Here is an 18,269-nt window from a genome sequence, read left to right as displayed (position 1 = left end):
GACTCTTCACGACATCATCCAACGGCAGCTCACCGCCCGCTGTCCGGACGCTTCAGGCGTCGTCGGGAGACCGGCTTGCCGCGGCATCAGGCAATTCGCCTTCGACGCGCAGGTTGGGGATGATGCGGTCGAGCCAAGCCGGCAGCCACCAGTTGCGGACGCCGAGCAACTCCATCGTGGACGGCACGATCAGCATCCGCACGAGGGTGGCGTCGATGGCGATTGCCGTGGCGAGGCCCAGGCCGAACAGCTTGACGACCCGTTCCTCCTCCAAGACGAAGCTGCCGAAGACGACGATCATGATCGCCGCGGCCGCGGTGATGACCCTGGCGGTCGCAGCCAGCCCGTCGGCGACGGAGTTGACCGGGTCGCCGGTGCGCTCGTACTCCTCCTTCATGCGTGACAGCAGGAAGACTTCGTAGTCCATCGACAGCCCGAACAGCACCGCGAACAGCATCATCGGGATGAACGGCTCGATCGGCGCCGGCTGGATGCCGAGCAGGCTGCCGAACCAGCCCCACTGGAAGACAGCCACGAGCACGCCGTAGGACGCGCCGATGGACAGCATGTTCATGACGACAGCCTTGAGCGGAACCACCAGCGAGCGGAACACGGCCATCAGCAGCAGGAATGAGGCCCCGAGGACCGCTCCGAAGAAAATCTGCATGCGTCCGGCGAGGTAGTCGCTGAAGTCGATCTGGAATGCCACGGTGCCGCCCACCAGCGCATCGACGCCGGTGCCGTCCAGCGCAGTCGGGATGACCTGGCTGCGCAGCGTGTGGACGAGTGTCTCGGTTTCGGCGTCCTGGGGACCGGTTGCGGGCAGCACCCGGATCATCGCCGCCTGGCCATCGGGACTCGGGAACGGGGGAGAGGCCGCCACGACGCCATCGGTCCGGTTCAGCGTCTCGGTCAGCTCCAAGAGCGCGAGGAGGTCCTGGTTGCCTGACGTCTCGGCGACGATCAAGAGCGGCCCGTTCGCTCCCGGGCCGAAGCCGTCGGCGATGAGGTCGTAGGCCTTGCGGGTTGTGCTGTCGGGCGGGAAGTTGCCCTCGTCGGAGAACCCGAGGCGCAACGCGAAGACGGGGGCGGCCATCAGGACCAGCACGACGGTGCCGCCGAGCGCGAACAGCCAGGCTCGGCGCTGTACGACCCGGCTGAGCCGGTACCAAGCGGTGGCGCGCAATGGCTTGGGCTGGCGGTGGTGCAGGATTCGCCTCAGTGGGTTGCGCGGCCCGCCGAAGGCCCCCGCCAAGAGCACTGCAGCGGCTGCGGGCAGCCCGGCCAGCAGCGGACCGATGCCGATGCCGAAGCCCAGCAGCGCCACCGCCACCAGCGCCGCGGCGAGCATGCCGCGGACCCTGGTGGTCGTCATCCGGTTTCTCATCACTCCCAGCACGGCCGGCAGCAGGGTCATCGACCCCGCCATCACGATGGCGACGGTGATTGCCGCAGAGAGCCCCATTCCGGCGACGAAGGGCAACCCCATGAGCAGCAGACCCAGCAGCGACACCACCACGGTCGCACCGGCGAAGACCACCGAACGGCCCGCAGAATCCAGCGCCGCACCCACAGCGTCGAGCGGTCCGAATCCGCTCCGAACCCACTCTCGGTAGCGGTTGAGGATGATCAGTGCGTAGTCGATGCCCACCCCGAGACCGATCATGACCCCGAGCGTCGGGGCGACGTCGGGCACGGTTGCCACGTTGCTGAGGATCGTGATGGTGAGCGCGCCGATGCCGACGCCGATGAGCGCCGTGCCGACGGTCACGCCCATGGCGACGACCGATCCGACGGCCGCTATCAGCACGAACACGGCAAAGGCGAGCCCAATGGCCTCGGTCTCGGGAGGCTCCTGGCCCGAGAGCCATGCACCGCCGACCTCCACCTGGACGCCGGGTATCTCGCGCACGCCGCTGCGGTCGATGAGCTCGCTGATGTGCTCGCCGAGACTGCCCGCTTCGTCGACATTGAACGAGCGGCTGATCTGGACCTCGGCGACGGCGATCTGACCCGCATACGGACCTTGCTGCGCGACGAATTGGCGGCCACCGGGGTCGTACGGCGAGTTGACCGTCACTTCGTCGATGGCGTCGACGGTGGCGAACAACTCGGTGAGTGTCGATCGCACGGCGGGATTGTCCACACCAGAGCTGGACTTGACCACAATCGAGCCGCCGATGTTGGCGCCAATGTCGCCGAAGTGTGCGTGCAGCACATCGCCGGCGCGGTCGCTCTCGGAATCGGGAGTGCTCAGCGCCGCACCGAACGACGGTCCTACGAGTCCCGCGAGCAGCGCGGCAGCGACGGCGAGTGCCAGCCACCCAGCGAAGACGCGCCATGGGTTCCGGAAGCACCACTTGCCGAGTGCGGTGTACATCGGCGGCATCCTTTCGTGCCGGCGAGCGTCGCCGCGGCCCAGCGTGGTATCTGGTTCCCGGCACAGAGCGCTCGGAGAGGATCAGCCGGGCACGCTACCGTCGCATCGGGTTGCGCGGCGCACGCCCGGATGCTGTGCGCTCGAGTGCGCCGGGCGGTCCAGGCGACGACGAACGGAGCGCGCCATCAGCGTTCCCCCTATACGTTTCCTGCCCGTGAATACTCTGTCACACCGTGCCGCGACACTGTGCGGCGCGACATATTGCGACGGGTGAGCCGAGGAGGCAGCAGGTGGCTGTGAGCGAGTCGAACAACGCAGGAAGGCGTCGGCGCCGAGTCGGTCTTGGCCGATGGGCATCGGCGGCCCTCGCCGTGCTGCTGGCGATCCCGCTGGCAGCGGTGCCGTCGGGTGCCCAGGCCGATGAAGAGGGTGCTCAGCCGACGCTCATCTCAGCGGATTCGGTCACGGTGACGATCCTGCACAACAACGACGGGGAATCGAAGCTGCTCGCGGATGTCGAGTCGGGATTCCCGGGTGTCGCGAGGTTCGTCGCAGCGATGCGTGAGCTGCAGGCAGCGGCCGCCGACGCCGGACCCGTGGTGACGCTGACCTCTGGCGACAACTTCCTCGCCTCGCTGGTGTTGAGCGTGTCGCTCGGCCGTGAGGGTCCCATGTACGACTCGATCGCGCTGAGCGGTGTCTACGACGCGATGGCGCTGGGCAACCACGACTTCGACTTCGGTCCCGATGTGACGGCTCGATTCATCGAGGGGTTCGATCCGTCGATCCCGTTCCTGAGCGCGAACATCGGCGTCTCGGCCGAGCCTGCCTTGGCTGCGCTGGCCGAGCGTGGACTGGTGGCGCCGTCGACGGTGATCGAGACCGGCGGTGAGCGCATCGGCGTCATCGGTGCGGTCACCCCACGGCTGGCCAACATCTCGAGTCCGCGCAACGTGATGGTGAGCGCCGTGCTCGAGGCCGTGCAGGGCGAGGCCGACCGGCTCGGGGCGGACGGCGTCGACAAGATCATCCTCGTCAGCCACCTGCAGGCCGTGGACGAAGAGGTGGCGCTCGTTGCCGAGCTCACCGGCGTGGATGTCGTGATCGCAGGCGGCGGCGACGACCTGCTGGCGAACCCGGGCGACACCTGCCAAGCGGGCGAAGCGCCGGTCTCGCCGTATCCGATGTGGGTCGATGACGCGGCCGGCAGCCGGGTGCCGGTGGTCACCGCACCGGGCGGCTACCGCTGCATCGGCAAGCTGGAGGTGACCTTCGACGCCGACGGGAACGTCACCGCTGCGGCGGGTGCCTCGATCGGCGTCGCGCTCGACCGCGATCCCGATGCGACGGTGCAGACGACGGCAGTGGAACCGCTGACGGCCGAGGTGGAGCTGATCGGGGCCACCCAGATCGGCACGAGCGACGTCGGCCTCGAAGGCCGCAAGCCGGTCTTGCGCACTCAGTCGACCAACGTCGGCAGCCTGATGGCGGACGCGCTGCGGGTGCGAGGCCGGCACCTCGCCCCGGGCTTCGGCGTGCCTGCGCCGCAGGTCGCCGTCACGAACGGCGGCGGGCTGCGCAACGACTCAGTCATCGCTGCGGGCACGGTGACCGTGGGCGCCACCTGGGACATCGCACCGTTCAACAACGTGCTGGTGACCGGCTCGGTGTCTCGTGCCACGCTGGCGGAGCTGCTCGAACGGGCGCTGAGTGCGCTGCCGGGCGCGTCGGGCCAGTTCCCGCACGTCTCGGGCATGACGGTGGCCTACGACCCGGACGGCGTGGGCCAGGGAATCGATCGCGACGGCGACTGCGGGCTGATCGATCCCGTCGGCACGCGGCTGCGCAGCGTCACCCTGGATGACGGCACCGAGATCGTCCGCGACGGCGAGGTTGTGGAGGGCGATCCGTTGGCGTTGGCGACGGTCGACTTCCTCGCAGGCGGGGGAGACTGCTATCCGCTGAGAGATCTCGCCTTCACCCGTCTCGGCGCGACGTACCAGCAGGCCCTCGCGGACTACATCGCCGAGGATCTCGGCGGCGCGATCACGGCCGAGCAGTATCCGGTCGACGGCGGCAGCCGGGTCTTGGCACTGCCGGCCCAAGACGGCCCAGAAGACGGGGCCGACGACGAGATGCCCGACAGCGGCGATGCTGCCGGGAGCGATTTCCTGCCCTACACCGTGCGCCCTGGTGACACGCTCAAGAAGATCGCTGCGGCGCATCTCGGGAGCAGCCGCCGCTGGCCGGAGATCTTCGAGGCCAGCAAGGGCCGCGCGCAGGCCTACGGCGGAGCGCTTGCCAACCCGGACTTGATCTTGGTCGGCTGGGTGCTGCGCATCCCGTTGGTGGGGTGAATCGGCCTGCCGGTCACGCCGACTTCAGGTTCGAGCACCACGCTTCGCCCGCTGATCGCCTCGAGCAGGTCGCTGCGGTTCTGGGCGGTGAACAACTCCACTGAGGTGTCGGCGCCGGGTGAGACGCGCGCCATCAGGCGGAGTTCGCCGTTCTGCCTTGGCGGCGACTCGTCGTCTGCCACCCGCACGCGGGTCACCACCTGACGATTCGAGCGGTCCAGGCCGATGGCGACCCGCAGCATGGCCGCCATCCACCGCACCCTGTTCTGGTCGGCCGAATCCAGCGACGCAAACTCGGCGTGCTTGGACTTGGGGGCGCTTTTTCGGTGGTAGCGGGCGACTTGGGCGATGATCTCGATCTCTCGCTCGGTGAAGCCGGTGAGGTGCTCGCTGTTGCGAATGATGTAGTAGCTGTGGCGGTGGTGGGCGCTGTGGGAGATGAAGATGCCCACGTTGTGCAGCAATGAGGCCGCCTCGAACAGTTCCCGGTCCTCGTCGCCGAAGCCGTGCAGCGGGCACAGGCCGTCGAACAGTTCGAGCGCCAGATCGGTGATGTGCTCTGCGTGACGCAGGTCCTCGTGGAAGCTGTTGGCCACGTACATCACGCCTGAGCGCCGCAGGTCCTCGAGGCGGTGGAACGGATCGCCTCCCGGTGCTGTGGCCCGGCGCAGTTGCTCGAACAAGATGCCCTCGCGCAATGCGTAGTCGGACACCTCCATGCGGTTGATGCCCAGCAGATCGAAGGTCTCCTCCAGCAGGAGCGCGCCGCCCACGATGATGTCGGCCCTGCGTACATCCAGTCCTTCGACGGCAAGCCGATCCTCGGGCGTCTTGGCAGCCCACAAGTCCTCAGTGAGCTTGCGGAGTTCCTTCGCTGTGAACGACAGCCTGCCGGTACGGCTGTCGCGGTCGCCGCGCCGGATGGCGCACATGCGTGCCAGCGCGGTGATGGTTCCCGACGAGCCGACTGCGGTCTCGAAGCCGAGCGCTGTGATCTCGGCAGGCAGATGCCCGAGGAACGATCTGATGTGGTTGCGGCACTCGCGCACCGAGCGCTTGCGCGTGCGGCCCTCGGGGAAGAAGCGATCGGTCAGCCGGATCGAGCCCAGCTTGAGGCTGCGCAGCAGCAGCGGCTCGGACCCGTCAGCGATGACGAACTCGGTGGAGCCGCCGCCGATGTCGACGAGCAGGTGGCGCTTGTCCAGCAGCGGCACCGCTGCCAGAACGCCGAGGTGGATGAGCCGGGCCTCCTCGACACCGGACACCACCTCGATGTCCACACCGGCTCGGACGCGGGCCCGCTCGGTGAGTTCGTCGCGATTGGCGGCCTCGCGTACCGCGCTTGTGGCGACCGCGGTGATGCTCTGCGCACCTGCGTGGACGGCGATTCGCTGCATCCGGCCGAGCGCCGAGATGCCACGCTCGATGGCTTCGGGTGCGAGCACCTTCATGTCCTCGCCGCCTGAGCCGAGCCGCACCGGCTCGCGTTCTCGTGTCAATACCTCGAAATGGCCCTCGTCGTCGACGTCGGCGACCACGAGATGGAACGAATTCGTGCCCACGTCGATCGCTGCGATGACGCTCACGCACCGCAACGCTAGAGGGAGCACTGAGCGGCCCAAATGATGTCGGCTCAGCAGATGGGCTCAGCCGGCCCGCCATGATGCCCCACTAGCGTTCCGCCGATGGCGACGCACGCGACCCAAGTCGTGCCCCGATTCGGCGAGCTGGATCCGTACAACCACGTCAACCACGCGGTGTATGTGTCGTACTTCGAGGCCGCCCGCTGCCTGGCGCTGGAATCCGCCGATCTCGCGTTGCCGGACTTGTCGGATCAGGACGTCCAGATTGTGGTGACGAACTTGGAGGTGCGTTTCCGGGTTCCCGCGACCGCTCGAGACACGCTGCGTGTCGAGACCGAGCTGGTCGAGCGCCGTCGCGCGAGCACACGGTGGCAGCAGCGGATCATCCGCGAATCTGACGACATTGTGCTGGTGGAGGGTCAATTGACCGCAGCCATCTGCGACAACAGCGGCAAGCCCCGTCGGCCGCCGCCCGGCCTGATGAACCGGTTCGACGCACTCGCCCCCGGCTAGAGCTTCAGACGACGGGGGAATATCCCCCATCGACATTGATGGCGGTGCCGGTGATGTAGCTGGCTGCGTCGCTGGCGAGGAACAGGGCGAGGTTGGCGAATTCCTGGGCGTCGCCCATGCGGCCGAGGGGAATGCGCTCCCCGACCGCGGCGGTGTACTCCTCGAACGACTGGTCGGCCACGGTGCGCTCCCAGCGGGCCTGCCACTGATGGGTCACCAGCAAGCCCGTGCTGAGTGCATTCACCAGCACGCCGTCCGCGGCGAACTCCGATGCGAGCGCCTTGGTCATCGCCATGCCGGCGGCACGGGTCGCCGAGGTCGGGCACGTCCGCGCTCTCGGGGACTTGGCCTCAGTGTTCAGCGAGTTGAGGATGCGACCCCAGCCTTGGCTGCGCATGTGGGGGAGGCAGAGTCGGCAGAGGCGTATCGCCGAGAACAGCTTCAGGTCGAAGTCGTCCTGCCAGCTCTCGTCGGTGATGTCCAGGAACGGCTGCGCGTTGGACGTCCCGCAGTTGTTGACGAGAATGTCGATCGCCCCGCAGGTCGCCACTGCGTCGGCGTGAGCTCGGCTGATCTCGTCGGCCACGCGGACATCGGCCGAGATCGCTGCGTGAGCGACATTTGGGTTCGCCGCATCGAGCGCCGCGAGCGTCTCGTCGAGCACGGCCTGATCGCGTGCCACCACTGCCACGGAGGCACCGGCAGCAGCGAACGTCTCAGCCATCGCCCGGCCGAGGCCGCGGCTGCCTCCGGTGATCAGCGCCGTGCGACCGTCAAGTCTCAATTCCATGCGCGCACCATATGGCTCGGCACCGACGGCGATGTTCCGAGCGCCCAGTGCGGCAGCGACGCTCCGGCGAGGACCCGAGGTCAGACTGCGGAGGAGTCCTCTGCGCTGATCGATGCCAGAGCGGATGCCGCCAGCACTTCTTCGGCAAGATGACCGTGCGCGAGCGCATCGACGCCATGGCGGACAAGGGCTCGTTTCACGAGATCGGCAAGACCGCCGGCGGCTCGGTCAAGTCGATCGAGATGGCCGGCCGCACGTACATTCCAGAGATCCGCGGCTGGGACACCGTGGTCAACCATCTCTCTCGGTAGCGCCGTCGGTGTTGTTGGCTCTGGGTTCGGACAGCGACACCCCCGACGAGCTGCTGACGGAGATCCGGGAGCGGCTCAACAGCGTCCGATCGCCGCACCGCTCCGCCGAGTTCTTCGAGATCGAGGAGATCATCGACCCCCGTGACACCCGTCCGGTGCAGTGCGAATGGGTTGACCTCGCCCGTCGCACCCTGCGGCCCGGGCCGAGTTCCTTCGGCTACCGGCCGTAGGCCGGTGCCGAAGCGACCAGCACAGTGTCATGGGCCCTGAGCCAGCGCAACCGGTCGCGTGGCAGACTCAGCGGCGGATAACAGGGGAGCGCAACCATGGATCCCACCTATACCGACGAGGCCGAGGACTACCGGGAGAAGATCCAGGCATTCCTGGCCGAGCACCTCCCGGAGAACTGGGGCGGCATGGGCCGGCTCTCGGACGAGGCCAGCGAGACCTTCGTTGAGGAGTGGCGTGCGCTGTTGGCGGAGAACCAGCTCCTCGCGGTGTCCTGGCCGGTTGAGTACGGCGGCGCTGGGCTCAGCGAGGTCGAGCGGATCGTGCTGGCCGAGGAATTCGCCAAAGCCGGCGTGCCCACGGGCGGCAACAACGATGGCTTCAGCATCACGATGGTCGGCAACGCCATCATCGAGTGCGGCACCGAAGAGCAGAAGCGCCACTTCCTGCCCCGGATCATCTCGGGCGAGCACCGCTGGTGCCAGGGCTACAGCGAGCCCGACAGCGGCTCGGACCTCGCCAACCTGGGCACCCGAGCGGTGCTGGACGGCGACGAGTGGGTGATCAACGGGCAGAAGATCTGGACGTCCAGCGGCCATACCGCCAACTGGATCTTCGTGCTGTGCCGCACCAACCCCACCGAGGCGAAGCACCGGGGCATCTCGTTCCTGCTGGTGCCGGTGGACCAGCCCGGCGTCGAGATGCGCCCGATCATCAACATCAACAACCGGCACGACTTCAACGAGGTGTTCTTCACCGACGCCAAGACAGCCAAGGAGAACGTGGTCGGCGACGTGAACGACGGCTGGCGGGTGGCCAACGTGCTGCTCGGATTCGAGCGCGGCCACGGTGCCACCACCGATGCGCTGCGCTTCCGTGACGAGCTCGACCGGATCACCGCTGAGGCCGTGGAGCGGGGCGCCGCCGACGATCCGCTCACGCGCCAGGATCTCGCCCGGGCCCACACCAAGGTGGAGATCATGCGGTGGATGGGCCAGCGCAACGTCACCAATGTGCTGGCGGGCAACGCACCCGGGCCCGAGTCGTCGCTGCACAAGCTGCTGTGGAGCGAGTACCACCAGTGGGTGACCGAGCTGTCGATGGAACTGCTGGGCATGGAGGCGACCGCGCCGAGCGGGCATCCCGCAGCGCACGGCATCAACACTGACGCGGTCGGTGTCGAGTTCTCGTCGCTGGCGTGGGTGCAGACCTTCATGGGCGCCCGGCCGGGCACGATCTACGCGGGCACGTCGGAGATCCAGCGCAACATCATCGGCGACCGGGTGCTCGGGCTGCCGCGTGAGCCGCGCGCCGACGGCGGCCCGTGGAACCAGATCGGCAAGAACTGACCTAGGCAGCACTCGAACTGCACGTATCACGCGCGCACGCGCGCTCGCCCACGACTGAAGGAGACTGACCGTGGAACTGCGACTGGACGGCAAGACCGCGTTGGTGACCGGCGGTTCGGCCGGCATCGGCAAGGGCATCGCGAAGTCGTTCGCCGATGCGGGCGCGAACGTGATGATCACGAGCCGCAAGGCCGACAAGTGCGAGGCGGCAGTGGCCGACCTGGCCGAGACCGCCAGCGGCGAGGTGAGCTACGTCGCCGCGCACATCGGCCACCTCGATCAGGCCGAGCAGGTGATGGGCGAGACCATCGAGCGCTTCGGATCGCTGGACATCCTGGTCAACAACGCGGCGACGAACCCGTGGGCAGGCCCGATGATGGATTGCGACATCCCGCGGCTCGACAAGACCTACGAGGTGAACCTGCGCGCACCGCTGCAGTGGTCGCAGGTCGCATGGGACAAGTGGATGGGCACCCACGGCGGCTCTGTCATCAACATCGCCTCAGTGGGCGGGCATCACACGTCCGAGGCGCTGGGCGTCTACTGCATGTTCAAAGATGCGCTCATGCACATGACCCGCCAGCTCGCAGCGGAGATGGGGCCCAAGGTGCGGGTGAACTGCATCGCGCCGGGACTGATCCGCACTGATTTCGCTCGTGTTCTCTGGGATGGACCCCGCGGCCAGATGATCGCCGACCAGCTGCCGCTCGGGCGGCTCGGCGAGCCGTCCGACATCGGTGAGGCTGCGCTGTTCCTCTCTGCTGCCGGCTCGTGGATGACCGGTCACGTCATGGACATTGACGGCGGCGAATGCGTGAAGATCTCCGGAGAGCTGCCGCTCGAAGAGGGCTGAGCCAGCCTGCCTTAGCCCTGATCCACCGGTGTGATGTGGGTGGGTGGTGTGGCGCGTCCACGAGAAAGGCCTCCTGAGGTGGCGTTTTGCCGTTTGTGGATGTTCGGCGTGATGTCATGACGGGAGGCGCTTTCTGTGAGCACTGTAGTTGGGGGTTTGGACCGGATCGGGGCTGTGTTCGACGACGGGTCTGTGGTCGGCGACGGGGGGCTGGTGCTGGCGGGCACGCTGGTGGGCCGGCTGGGCTTGGAGGGTCTGGTCGGCGAGGCGGTGCGCCCGCCGGGGGCTGGGCGCGGGTCGGGCGCGAAGGTGCTCGCGGCGGTGTGCTCGATGCTGGTGGGCGGGTCGTTCTTTTCTGACGCGGACAGGCTGCGGGCGGGCTCGGCTGGGGCGGTGGTGGGGTTCGCGCCGGTGGCGCCGTCCACGCTGGGGACCTTCGCCCGGTCGTTCGCGTGGGGTCGTGTGCGCCGACTGGACCGCGTCGGGAGTGAATCACCCCACCCCACCGGTGGATCTGGGTTTAGTGCTGCGCCGTTGCTCTCCGAGCGTTGCGCGCCGCTGGTGCTCAGCGAACGGGAAGCTGTCCCCGGGTCCACCGCCGCGTTCCTCGACAACATCCGCGCTGGCGGGGACATTGCAACGTTCACGGTCTTCGGCGGCAACGCCGCCATCACCGCTGGCGCAATCGAGTCCTATCTGGAACCGGCGTCTCGCGCCGAGTTGTCAGCCGTGCCCGGCGAAGCGACCCTGACACCGCACCTCGGGCAGGTGTCGGTGTCGTGGCCGTCCACCGAGGCGCTGGAGGGATCGCCGGTAGCCGGTTATGAGGTCCAGTGGAGGCCTCTCGGCGGGGTGTGGGGTCTATAACAGCGCGCAGTGGTGACCAGGCTGTCCTACGAGGTGGGGGGCCTGGGCGGGGATGTCCACGAGGTGCGTGTTCGGCGCGCCGTCGTGGAGCGGGCCGAGTTCGCGGGAGCCTCGATCGTCTCAGCCCAGGGCACCGGCCCCACGGCGGCGCTTGTTGCCTCGCCTGCTGGAGTCGACGAGGCCAGCAACGTGTCAGCCTTCGATGGCGCGGTGAGTTTCGAGATGACCGGGGAGCCTGTGTGGCCAGCCACCATCGAGCTGCCTGTCGACATGGCCGAGGTCCAAGACGACGACTTCATCTTCCTGATGTCGTTCAACGAGGAACTCGGGGTTTGGCTGCCTGAACCCGGAGCCGTGTTCGATGCCGAACGGGGGGTCGTCACCGCTGAGGTGCACCACCTGTCGGATTGGTTCACAAAGAAAGTTCGGTCGATCGGGTCAGGAATTCGCGGGGGTGCCTCGGCGGCCGTTTCGGGAATTCGCGAGGTCGGCCGCGGTTTTCTCGACACGGTTGACACCGCCGGTGAGGTCATCGTCGAACCGATCGTGAACACGGTCGACATGGGCATCGAGGGCATCAGGACGGCTACCAAGTACGTCTGGGACAGGACCAGTGCAGGTGTCATATACGTGGTCGAGAAGGGTCGCACGTTCGTGGTGAACACCTACGCGGTCACGCGCGAAGCCGCGCTCGTGGCAGCACGGGCCGCCTGGGAGGCGACGAAGCTGGCCGTTGCGATGAGCTGGGAAGCTCTGAACGAGACCGTGGCGGCATGGTTCGAACGGCTCGCTCCGGGCCATGCAAGCTGCGACGACACGCAGCCCGCTTGGGTGGCAGGCGTTGAGCTGCCCGAGCGGGGCGCGCCGGTGGCCGCGTGCGCTGAGGCAGTGAGCGCCGACAGCAGCCAAGACCTGAGGCTGAAGGTGGCGGCGCAGCGCCTATATCCGATGCTGTTCACAGCAATCGACCCGGCGACCCACAAGAAGATCAACATCTCGACCGGCGACGACCCTGGACGCGTCCGCATCGAGAAAACCGAAGGCGGCCCGAGGCTCGGCGAAGTGATAGCCGCTTGGCACTACGCCTCATATGACTCCGACACGCCGGGCCTGCCCGACGTTGGCACGCCATTGCTGCCCGCGAGCGCGACCCACTGGATTCGCATACCCCGATCAGCGCTCGCTGACCCCCTCGCTGACACTGGAAGCCAGCTTGGACAGCTACGCCGCGAACCTCAACACGGTCGTCATGAGCGTCGACCTGCTCGCCGATATCTACGGTGTTCCTATCGGCTCCGATGACATCTCGCAATGGCAAAGCCTGACCAATGAAGTCGAAGACTGCTTCGAGCACGAACGCACCACGCCAAGCACCGAAGCCGAACACTGGCGCTCCTTCGTCGAGACCTTCGCATGCCTGCAGCCGGTCATCCACAAATCGACCTCGTCGAAGGTCATCAAGACGCTGCTCAGCCCCGTCACATTCCTGGTCGGCAGCATCACCGAACTATGGGGCTACCTCAACGCAGGCTACGAAACCCTCACTAGCCAAGCCACCGCCACCGCCAAGATCCACGGCACGCCCGCCTCCGACGATCAATCCGACGGCCCGGAGTCCCAGAATGGACTTGCCGACACCCTTGGCATTATCAGCGCCGTGTCCGCCGGGTGGGGCCATTCGTGCGGGTTGCGCACTGACGGCACCGCGACCTGCTGGGGCGACAACCGCTTGGGGCAGGCGGATGCGCCGTCAGGCAGTTTCGGATCCGGAAACGGCGACGGTCGAACAGTCACATTGACTCAGGGCGGGCTCGGCCCCACATCGCTCAGACCGGGCGAGGGAATCCCGTGCGCGCCGAACACGCCCACGTCCCCCTCTGATCATGCCGCCACTCTCACAAACCCAGACCACAAACAGGCCCTTCGCGATTTCGTGGGATGAGGGTGGGTTGAGGGTCCGTTTGTAGGGGTCGAGGCCCTGCTGGGATCGGTGTTCGTGACAACGCCGAGCCTCAGGGGGCCTCGATGGCGAGTGATGTTATGTCGGTGCGGCTGTGGCTGTCGCAGACCAAGGTGAGCGGGGTGCTCGTCGACGAGCCCGGGGAGCTGGTGGTGGGGGTGCGCTCGACGGTGACGCGTCCGGTGTGCCCGCATTGCGGGGCGAAGAGCGGGCGTGTTCATGACCGGCGAGCCAAGAGGGTCCGTGACCTGGAGGTCTCGGGCCGGCCGACCACGCTGGTGTGGGACCGGCGCAGAATGGCATGCGACGGCTGCGGCCGGCGGTTCTTGGAGGACCATCGGGCGTTCGAGGGCCGCTTCACGGCCCGTCTGGCGCGCCGGGTCGTCGCCGACGCCGGTGACATGTCCGTGCGTGCGGCGGCGCGTCGGCATCGGGTGGGCTGGCATGTCGTGATGGGCCTGGTGATCGCGTGTGCGGGCCTGGCGGGCGAGCATCGCCGCCGGCAGCGGTGCCGGGTGCTTTTGGTCGACGAGACCTCGATCCGCAAACGGCACCGCTACGTCACGGTGCTCGTGAACGGCGACACCGGCAAGGTGCTCGCCATGGTGCCTCATCGCAGCGAAGCCGCCCTGTCGGGGTTCTTGGCCGCCCAGGGGCACCGCTGGTGCAAGGCCGTCAAGATCGTCGTGTCCGACGGGTCGGCGGCCTATGCCGCAGCGATCGCCAAGCGGCTCGGCCACGCCCGCCACGTGCTGGACCGGTTCCACGTGATCCGCTGGTTCGCAGCCGGGCTCACCGCAGTGCGCCGCGACGTCCAGCGCCGCCCCGAGGGCCCAAAGCCCGCCTTCGATCCCGCAGCGTTCCGGGCACGGTTCCTGCTCATGAGACGCCCCGACACCCTCGACGGCGCCGAGCGCAAACGGCTCGAGGACCTGTTCGCCGCCCACCCTCGGCTCAAAGCAGCATGGGACGCGCTCAGCGAGCTGCACGGCCTCTATCTCGCGAAGGACCGCAAAGGCGCCCTCGAAGCCCTCGACCGGTTCGCCGACATCTACGGCGCCGGCCAGATACCCGAGTTCAGCAGTGTCGTTGACACCTTCCTCGCCTGGCATGACCAGATCCTCGGCTGGCACCAAGCCGGGCGGCCCAGCAACGGCCGCATCGAAGGCACCAACAACCTGCTCCAGGCCCTACGACGCCAAGCCCACGGCCTCACCAACCACGCCAACTTCGAAGCCCGCGGCATCCTCGTCACCTAACCTGCTCAAACCGAACCCAGCAACCCGAATCCCACAAAAACGCGAAGGCTCGACATGTTGCCGATCAGGTTGCCCACCGCGTTGACCTCGTCCGTCCACAGGACCCAGCCGGTGCCGACACGCCACGACAAGCCCGGCGGCACCGTCCAGGTGACCTCGACGCCGCCGGCCGAGCGGCACGCGCTCACCGTCGGAGTGGGGAACGGCCGAGTCGGGCACGTGTCGGTGACAGTGCGCCACGAGGTCCATGCGCTCGGAGGCGACCATCCCGACCAGCCGATCGCGTTGCCGTGGCGGCGCTGCGCTCGGCCGCGCACCTGCACCTCGATCGTCTCGCCCGGCTCGGGGCCGCCCGAGACAACGGCGGCTGTGCCCGAGATGGTCGGGGTCTCGGGCCGCCACAGGCCCGCGGGGTCCGAGCCGGCCCGCCACTGCGCCTCCCACTCCGCGTCGTACTCCACGGTCGACGTCGATGCCCACTCGTTCCACTCGGCCTGCCACCCCGACTGCGTGCATGACAGAGCCACAGACGGCGTCGCCAAGGTCGGCGCAGACGGGATCGGTGGCGGGGTGGTGGGCGTCTGCTGCGGCGTGTAGCCGCCCCCTCCGGAGTTGCAGTTGTACTGGCACATCACATGCTGCGAGTGAATGATCTCGCCCTGCTCATTGAACACCTGCACCCGGCATCCGTTCGGGTCGGTGCAGCCCGGTGTGTGGTCGCTCTCGATGATCTGGTCGGCGATCTCCTCGGCCTCGTACGGCTCGCCCGAATGCTCGATGTTTGTCTCCACCTGAACATTGCCGTCAGAGTCCTGCTCGACGTTCTCGATCTGGGTTCCACCGTCTCCGTCGTGGTTGGTGGCGGCTGTGGCGGCTTGCGCCCACAGCAGCGTCGTCAGGCAAACCGCTCCGGTTGCGCTCGCGATCCAGCGACGCATGCAGCTCGTTCTATCCGGTCGTGTTCCCTTCTGTCGGTGGTCTGATTCCATTCATCAACTTCTCCGTTCCGTTACTCCCCGCACGCGAGCGAGCGCAGCACCCGCCCGATCGGATGGTCCGAAGCGAGCACCGGCGAGGGCGTATCGTCTGACGCGCACATCTCGATCAATGCCTCGCCCACGCACGTGGATTCGCGAGCTTGGAACAGCGACCGCAGCGGCCACGCCACCGGTTCGTGGATCGTCGGCGGCCGGCTGGACCGCCACCTCATCCAGTCAGTCAGCAGCAAACCGACATGAACGTCATCGGGCCACGCGCCTGAGCCGGCGATGCCGTCCCGGGTTGCGCGCAGCAGCACCGACAGCGGGGCATGCGGGTCATGGCCGCGGTGTTCCATCGCTGCTTTCAGCGTCGGCAGATGCTCAGGCGCCTCGACGTTCATCGAGGTCGGTGCCATCGTGTCGGGCCACAGCCCCACGGTGTCCATGATCGGGTGGTAGTTGGCGTGCTCGCGCGCCATCTGCGCGGTCACGCCTGCACCGGGCAGCCACATGTCCAACTGCTCGTCGGTCCACCATCCCGATGCAATGTGGTAGCCCTCTAGCTCCACGACTTCGCTGTCCCAGCCGTCCCAGACTCCCAGATAGCGGTCGAGACGGGCGATCAGTGTCGATGTCCACTGTTCGGGCGGACAATGGCTCCACAACGGCAGGTCGATCAGCGCCTGATGATTCCATCGACGCAGTTGCACGTCCACGACCTTCAAGCCGATCTCTTCCTCTGGCTCCGGCTCGGTTGTAATCGGCTCCTGCTCGCCCTGTTCGCCGGTCTTGCCTTCGATGTCGTCACCGGCCTTCGCTTGATCGTCACCGGCCGCGGCTGACTGCTCGGCCGCCTGTTCGCCGCCGGTCTGTGCGGCTTCGTCGGCTGTCCCGCAGCCGGGCTCAGTCTGAGCGGTGAGCGTCAGCGCTGCTGTGTCGTCGCCGGATACCACCGTGTGGACGATGGCCACGCTCGCTGCGTCGCCGTCGGGATCGGGGGTGATCTCTGCCGACTCAAGCTGGAGACTCCATTCGCGTGCATCGAAATAGGGATGCTCAGAAGGAGAGACTTCGCCTTGCCACGAGGCGGGATCGATCACACACGACGCCCACGCTCCCAGAAGCGTGACCCGCACCGAGACCGGAAACACATCGGTATCACCGCCGTCGAAATGCCGCGCGATGCCGACATGGCCCACATGGACCCCGTCGCCGGCGGCCGTGATGTCCGCATAGGCGGCAGACCAGCGCTCGGTCGCGAGTTCGGTGACCGGCGGCTCGGTATCACTGACCGTCGTCATTGTTGTCGTCGGCGACCCGGAATCACTCATCACCGTCGTCGTTGTCGCAGGCGCTGCGGTGGTCTCCGGCGCCGATGTGGCCGGCGCGACCGTTGGCGCCGCCGGCTGCGGCTCCGGATCAGTGCTGCTGCAAGCGGCAATCAGTGTCGCAGCCGAGACGAGTGATGCAATGAGTCTGTGCGGTCGATTAGTCATAGGTGATTCCCCTGTGGTTCGGACAATCACCCGGCAGGTGATTGGCTCAATGAACCCGCGGTCAGAGTGGCCGTATTTTTGATTGATCTGCCCTCAAATGGGGGCTGATCAGGGGATTGATGAACGGCCGCGTGTGCCCGCAGATTCGACGATCGACGGTACTGCAGCTCCGAAATAGGCGTCGTGGGGTTTCCGGGAACTCCGGGACAGCCAGACGCAGCGCCAAGCGGTGATTTTCTGCGCGTGAGCAGGCCATTCACTGAGCGCCCTCGGGGGGCCGATGCCACATCCCGCCGACATGCCCACACGCCAGAGCGGTGCTCCTGCGCGCAATGCGGCCCTGATGCAGCGGTCCTTGCCTGCTTGGCCGGGAACGGCCTGACCGGATACGCCGCGAAGCCACGTGGGCCTCGGACGGCACTCGTGAATCAGCGGTCCTGCGCGAGCGACCACACCAGCGACCCGACCCACCCCAAGAACGTCCAGCCGAGCAGGATGTTCAGCGTGAGGATCGCGACTCGCTGCCGGTGTGCGCGCTTGAAGGCGATGATGCTCGGCAGGAAATAGAGCGGGATTCCGACCAGGACGATGAGAACGATGAGGCCTTCCACGGTTGGCTCCTTTGGCTAGCGGTTCGGTTCAGCAGGCTCGGGCGCCGCGTCGGGGTGCGGCGTGCAGTGCTGCGTTGACGGTTCGAGTCAGGAGAAGAGCTGCCAGATTGCCCATCGCAGCCAGATCGACACGATCCACATCACCGCCCAGGCGCCGATCACGATCCAGCCCAGCACCACCCCAGCCGTGGCCCGTGTCCAGCCGTACCGCGCCCGCAGCAGCGGGTAGCGGCTCAGGGTCCTCCGGGACTTGTGCCCGATGGGCACCGCGAACAGCGCCAAGATCCCGAAGAGAACGATGCCGATGATGCCCAGCACCATCGACGTTGTCGCTCGGCTGCGGGCGTGCGCAAGCTCAGCACGCTGAGTCGGGGTCAGCTCTTCCTCGCTGACGTTGAACTCGGTGGGGGCGGCCGCAGAACGACCCGTGCGAGCTGCAGCGAGGCCTTGCTCGTCTGCGAGGCGGGCAAGGGACCGACGCACCTCGCGGTTGTTTGGCGGCAGCAGTTCTCGCAGTCGAGCCGCAGCCGGACTTAGCTCGCCGTATTCCCGACGAGCGGCCCGAAGCCGGTCGAGGGTCTCAGTGTCAAGGGTCTCGCTCACGGGTGGGTCCCTCCGGTAGCAGGTCAACGATCGCCTTGAACGCAAACACAACTGAACCCGAAGGGACCCCCGGTGGGGGACCCGCTGCTTGTCAGTTGTGTTGCTCCGCCCACGAGAGGACGTTGCGTT

The 18,269-nt window shown here is 67.2% G+C and carries 17 protein-coding genes; 10 read left to right on the top strand and 7 right to left on the bottom strand.

Annotated elements, in window-relative coordinates; all coding sequences use genetic code 11:
• Positions 1-52 precede the first annotated feature (52 nt).
• On the bottom strand, positions 53-2,380 hold the full coding sequence (locus ACOGXQ_RS05130; RefSeq protein ID WP_419946362.1) for an MMPL family transporter: 2,328 nt from the start codon (positions 2,378-2,380) through the stop codon (positions 53-55).
• A gap of 290 nt (positions 2,381-2,670) precedes the next feature.
• On the opposite strand from ACOGXQ_RS05130, the gene ACOGXQ_RS05125 reads away from it, so the two are divergent.
• Complete coding sequence (locus ACOGXQ_RS05125) at positions 2,671-4,737, top strand: 5'-nucleotidase C-terminal domain-containing protein (protein WP_419946361.1); 2,067 nt, start codon at positions 2,671-2,673, stop codon at positions 4,735-4,737.
• Here ACOGXQ_RS05125 and ACOGXQ_RS05120 read toward each other — a convergent pair.
• On the bottom strand, positions 4,665-6,323 hold the full coding sequence (locus tag ACOGXQ_RS05120) for a Ppx/GppA phosphatase family protein (protein ID WP_419946360.1): 1,659 nt from the start codon (positions 6,321-6,323) through the stop codon (positions 4,665-4,667). The two genes, ACOGXQ_RS05125 and ACOGXQ_RS05120, sit on opposite strands and share 73 nt — an antisense overlap.
• 99 nt (positions 6,324-6,422) lie before the next feature.
• Between ACOGXQ_RS05120 and ACOGXQ_RS05115 the strand changes: the two genes are divergently transcribed.
• The gene (locus tag ACOGXQ_RS05115; protein ID WP_419946359.1) at positions 6,423-6,833 is read left to right on the top strand and encodes an acyl-CoA thioesterase; all 411 of its coding nucleotides are present in this window, start codon (positions 6,423-6,425) and stop codon (positions 6,831-6,833) included.
• A 4-nt stretch (positions 6,834-6,837) separates the two neighbouring features.
• Here the strand turns inward: ACOGXQ_RS05115 and ACOGXQ_RS05110 are convergent, their stop codons facing one another.
• A complete protein-coding gene (locus ACOGXQ_RS05110) occupies positions 6,838-7,623 on the bottom strand; it encodes an SDR family NAD(P)-dependent oxidoreductase (protein ID WP_419946358.1) in 786 nt (261 codons plus the stop codon).
• A 149-nt stretch (positions 7,624-7,772) separates the two neighbouring features.
• Between ACOGXQ_RS05110 and ACOGXQ_RS05105 the strand changes: the two genes are divergently transcribed.
• The 8 genes from ACOGXQ_RS05105 (at position 7,773) to ACOGXQ_RS05070 (ending at position 14,450) form a co-directional block, all read left to right on the top strand.
• Positions 7,773-7,934 (top strand): hypothetical protein, encoded by a 162-nt coding sequence (locus ACOGXQ_RS05105; RefSeq protein ID WP_419947457.1) that lies wholly within the window; start codon positions 7,773-7,775, stop codon positions 7,932-7,934.
• Between the two features lie 11 nt (positions 7,935-7,945).
• Positions 7,946-8,164 (top strand): hypothetical protein, encoded by a 219-nt coding sequence (locus tag ACOGXQ_RS05100; RefSeq protein ID WP_419946357.1) that lies wholly within the window; start codon positions 7,946-7,948, stop codon positions 8,162-8,164.
• Positions 8,165-8,260: 96 nt separating this feature from the next.
• Complete coding sequence (locus tag ACOGXQ_RS05095) at positions 8,261-9,511, top strand: acyl-CoA dehydrogenase family protein (RefSeq protein ID WP_419946356.1); 1,251 nt, start codon at positions 8,261-8,263, stop codon at positions 9,509-9,511.
• A gap of 70 nt (positions 9,512-9,581) precedes the next feature.
• On the top strand, positions 9,582-10,364 hold the full coding sequence (locus ACOGXQ_RS05090) for an SDR family oxidoreductase (protein WP_419946355.1): 783 nt from the start codon (positions 9,582-9,584) through the stop codon (positions 10,362-10,364).
• A 135-nt stretch (positions 10,365-10,499) separates the two neighbouring features.
• Positions 10,500-11,231: a hypothetical protein gene (locus ACOGXQ_RS05085; protein ID WP_419946354.1), complete on the top strand. Its 732-nt coding sequence runs from the start codon at positions 10,500-10,502 to the stop codon at positions 11,229-11,231.
• Between the two features lie 9 nt (positions 11,232-11,240).
• On the top strand, positions 11,241-12,533 hold the full coding sequence (locus ACOGXQ_RS05080; protein ID WP_419946353.1) for a hypothetical protein: 1,293 nt from the start codon (positions 11,241-11,243) through the stop codon (positions 12,531-12,533).
• Entirely contained in the window at positions 12,481-13,173 is a 693-nt protein-coding gene (locus tag ACOGXQ_RS05075; RefSeq protein WP_419946352.1) for a hypothetical protein, read from the top strand. The genes ACOGXQ_RS05080 and ACOGXQ_RS05075 overlap by 53 nt, the downstream gene beginning before the upstream one ends.
• Positions 13,174-13,256: 83 nt before the next feature.
• A complete protein-coding gene (locus ACOGXQ_RS05070; RefSeq protein ID WP_419946351.1) occupies positions 13,257-14,450 on the top strand; it encodes an ISL3 family transposase in 1,194 nt (397 codons plus the stop codon).
• A gap of 5 nt (positions 14,451-14,455) precedes the next feature.
• Here the strand turns inward: ACOGXQ_RS05070 and ACOGXQ_RS05065 are convergent, their stop codons facing one another.
• From ACOGXQ_RS05065 to ACOGXQ_RS05050, 4 genes are all read right to left on the bottom strand, one after another.
• Positions 14,456-15,388 carry a hypothetical protein gene (locus ACOGXQ_RS05065; RefSeq protein WP_419946350.1) on the bottom strand — a complete coding sequence of 311 codons (933 nt, stop codon included), beginning with the start codon at positions 15,386-15,388 and terminating at the stop codon, positions 14,456-14,458.
• A 71-nt stretch (positions 15,389-15,459) separates the two neighbouring features.
• On the bottom strand, positions 15,460-16,761 hold the full coding sequence (locus ACOGXQ_RS05060; protein ID WP_419946349.1) for a hypothetical protein: 1,302 nt from the start codon (positions 16,759-16,761) through the stop codon (positions 15,460-15,462).
• A 593-nt stretch (positions 16,762-17,354) separates the two neighbouring features.
• Complete coding sequence (locus ACOGXQ_RS05055; protein ID WP_419946348.1) at positions 17,355-17,537, bottom strand: superinfection immunity protein; 183 nt, start codon at positions 17,535-17,537, stop codon at positions 17,355-17,357.
• A gap of 87 nt (positions 17,538-17,624) precedes the next feature.
• Positions 17,625-18,140, bottom strand: a complete 516-nt coding sequence (locus ACOGXQ_RS05050) for a DUF4190 domain-containing protein (RefSeq protein ID WP_419946347.1) — start codon at positions 18,138-18,140, stop codon at positions 17,625-17,627.
• Between the last annotated feature and the right edge of the window lie 129 nt (positions 18,141-18,269).

Source organism: Candidatus Poriferisodalis sp. (genome assembly GCF_965208485.1).
GTDB lineage: Bacteria > Actinomycetota > Acidimicrobiia > Acidimicrobiales > Poriferisodalaceae > Poriferisodalis.
The sequence above is the reverse complement of the archived record's forward strand: the minus strand, read 5'-3'. Positions and strand labels throughout refer to the sequence as shown.

Excerpts from the sequence above, each read along its gene's own strand:
- ACOGXQ_RS05130 (WP_419946362.1), bottom strand. The coding sequence starts at position 2,380 with ATGTACACCGCACTCGGCAAGTGGTGCTTCCGGAACCCATGGCGCGTC.
- ACOGXQ_RS05115 (WP_419946359.1), top strand. The coding sequence starts at position 6,423 with ATGGCGACGCACGCGACCCAAGTCGTGCCCCGATTCGGCGAGCTGGAT.
- ACOGXQ_RS05110 (WP_419946358.1), bottom strand. The coding sequence starts at position 7,623 with ATGGAATTGAGACTTGACGGTCGCACGGCGCTGATCACCGGAGGCAGC.
- ACOGXQ_RS05105 (WP_419947457.1), top strand. The coding sequence starts at position 7,773 with ATGACCGTGCGCGAGCGCATCGACGCCATGGCGGACAAGGGCTCGTTT.
- ACOGXQ_RS05095 (WP_419946356.1), top strand. The coding sequence starts at position 8,261 with ATGGATCCCACCTATACCGACGAGGCCGAGGACTACCGGGAGAAGATC.
- ACOGXQ_RS05075 (WP_419946352.1), top strand. The coding sequence starts at position 12,481 with ATGAGCGTCGACCTGCTCGCCGATATCTACGGTGTTCCTATCGGCTCC.
- ACOGXQ_RS05070 (WP_419946351.1), top strand. The coding sequence starts at position 13,257 with ATGGCGAGTGATGTTATGTCGGTGCGGCTGTGGCTGTCGCAGACCAAG.
- ACOGXQ_RS05065 (WP_419946350.1), bottom strand. The coding sequence starts at position 15,388 with ATGCGTCGCTGGATCGCGAGCGCAACCGGAGCGGTTTGCCTGACGACG.
- ACOGXQ_RS05060 (WP_419946349.1), bottom strand. The coding sequence starts at position 16,761 with ATGAGTGATTCCGGGTCGCCGACGACAACAATGACGACGGTCAGTGAT.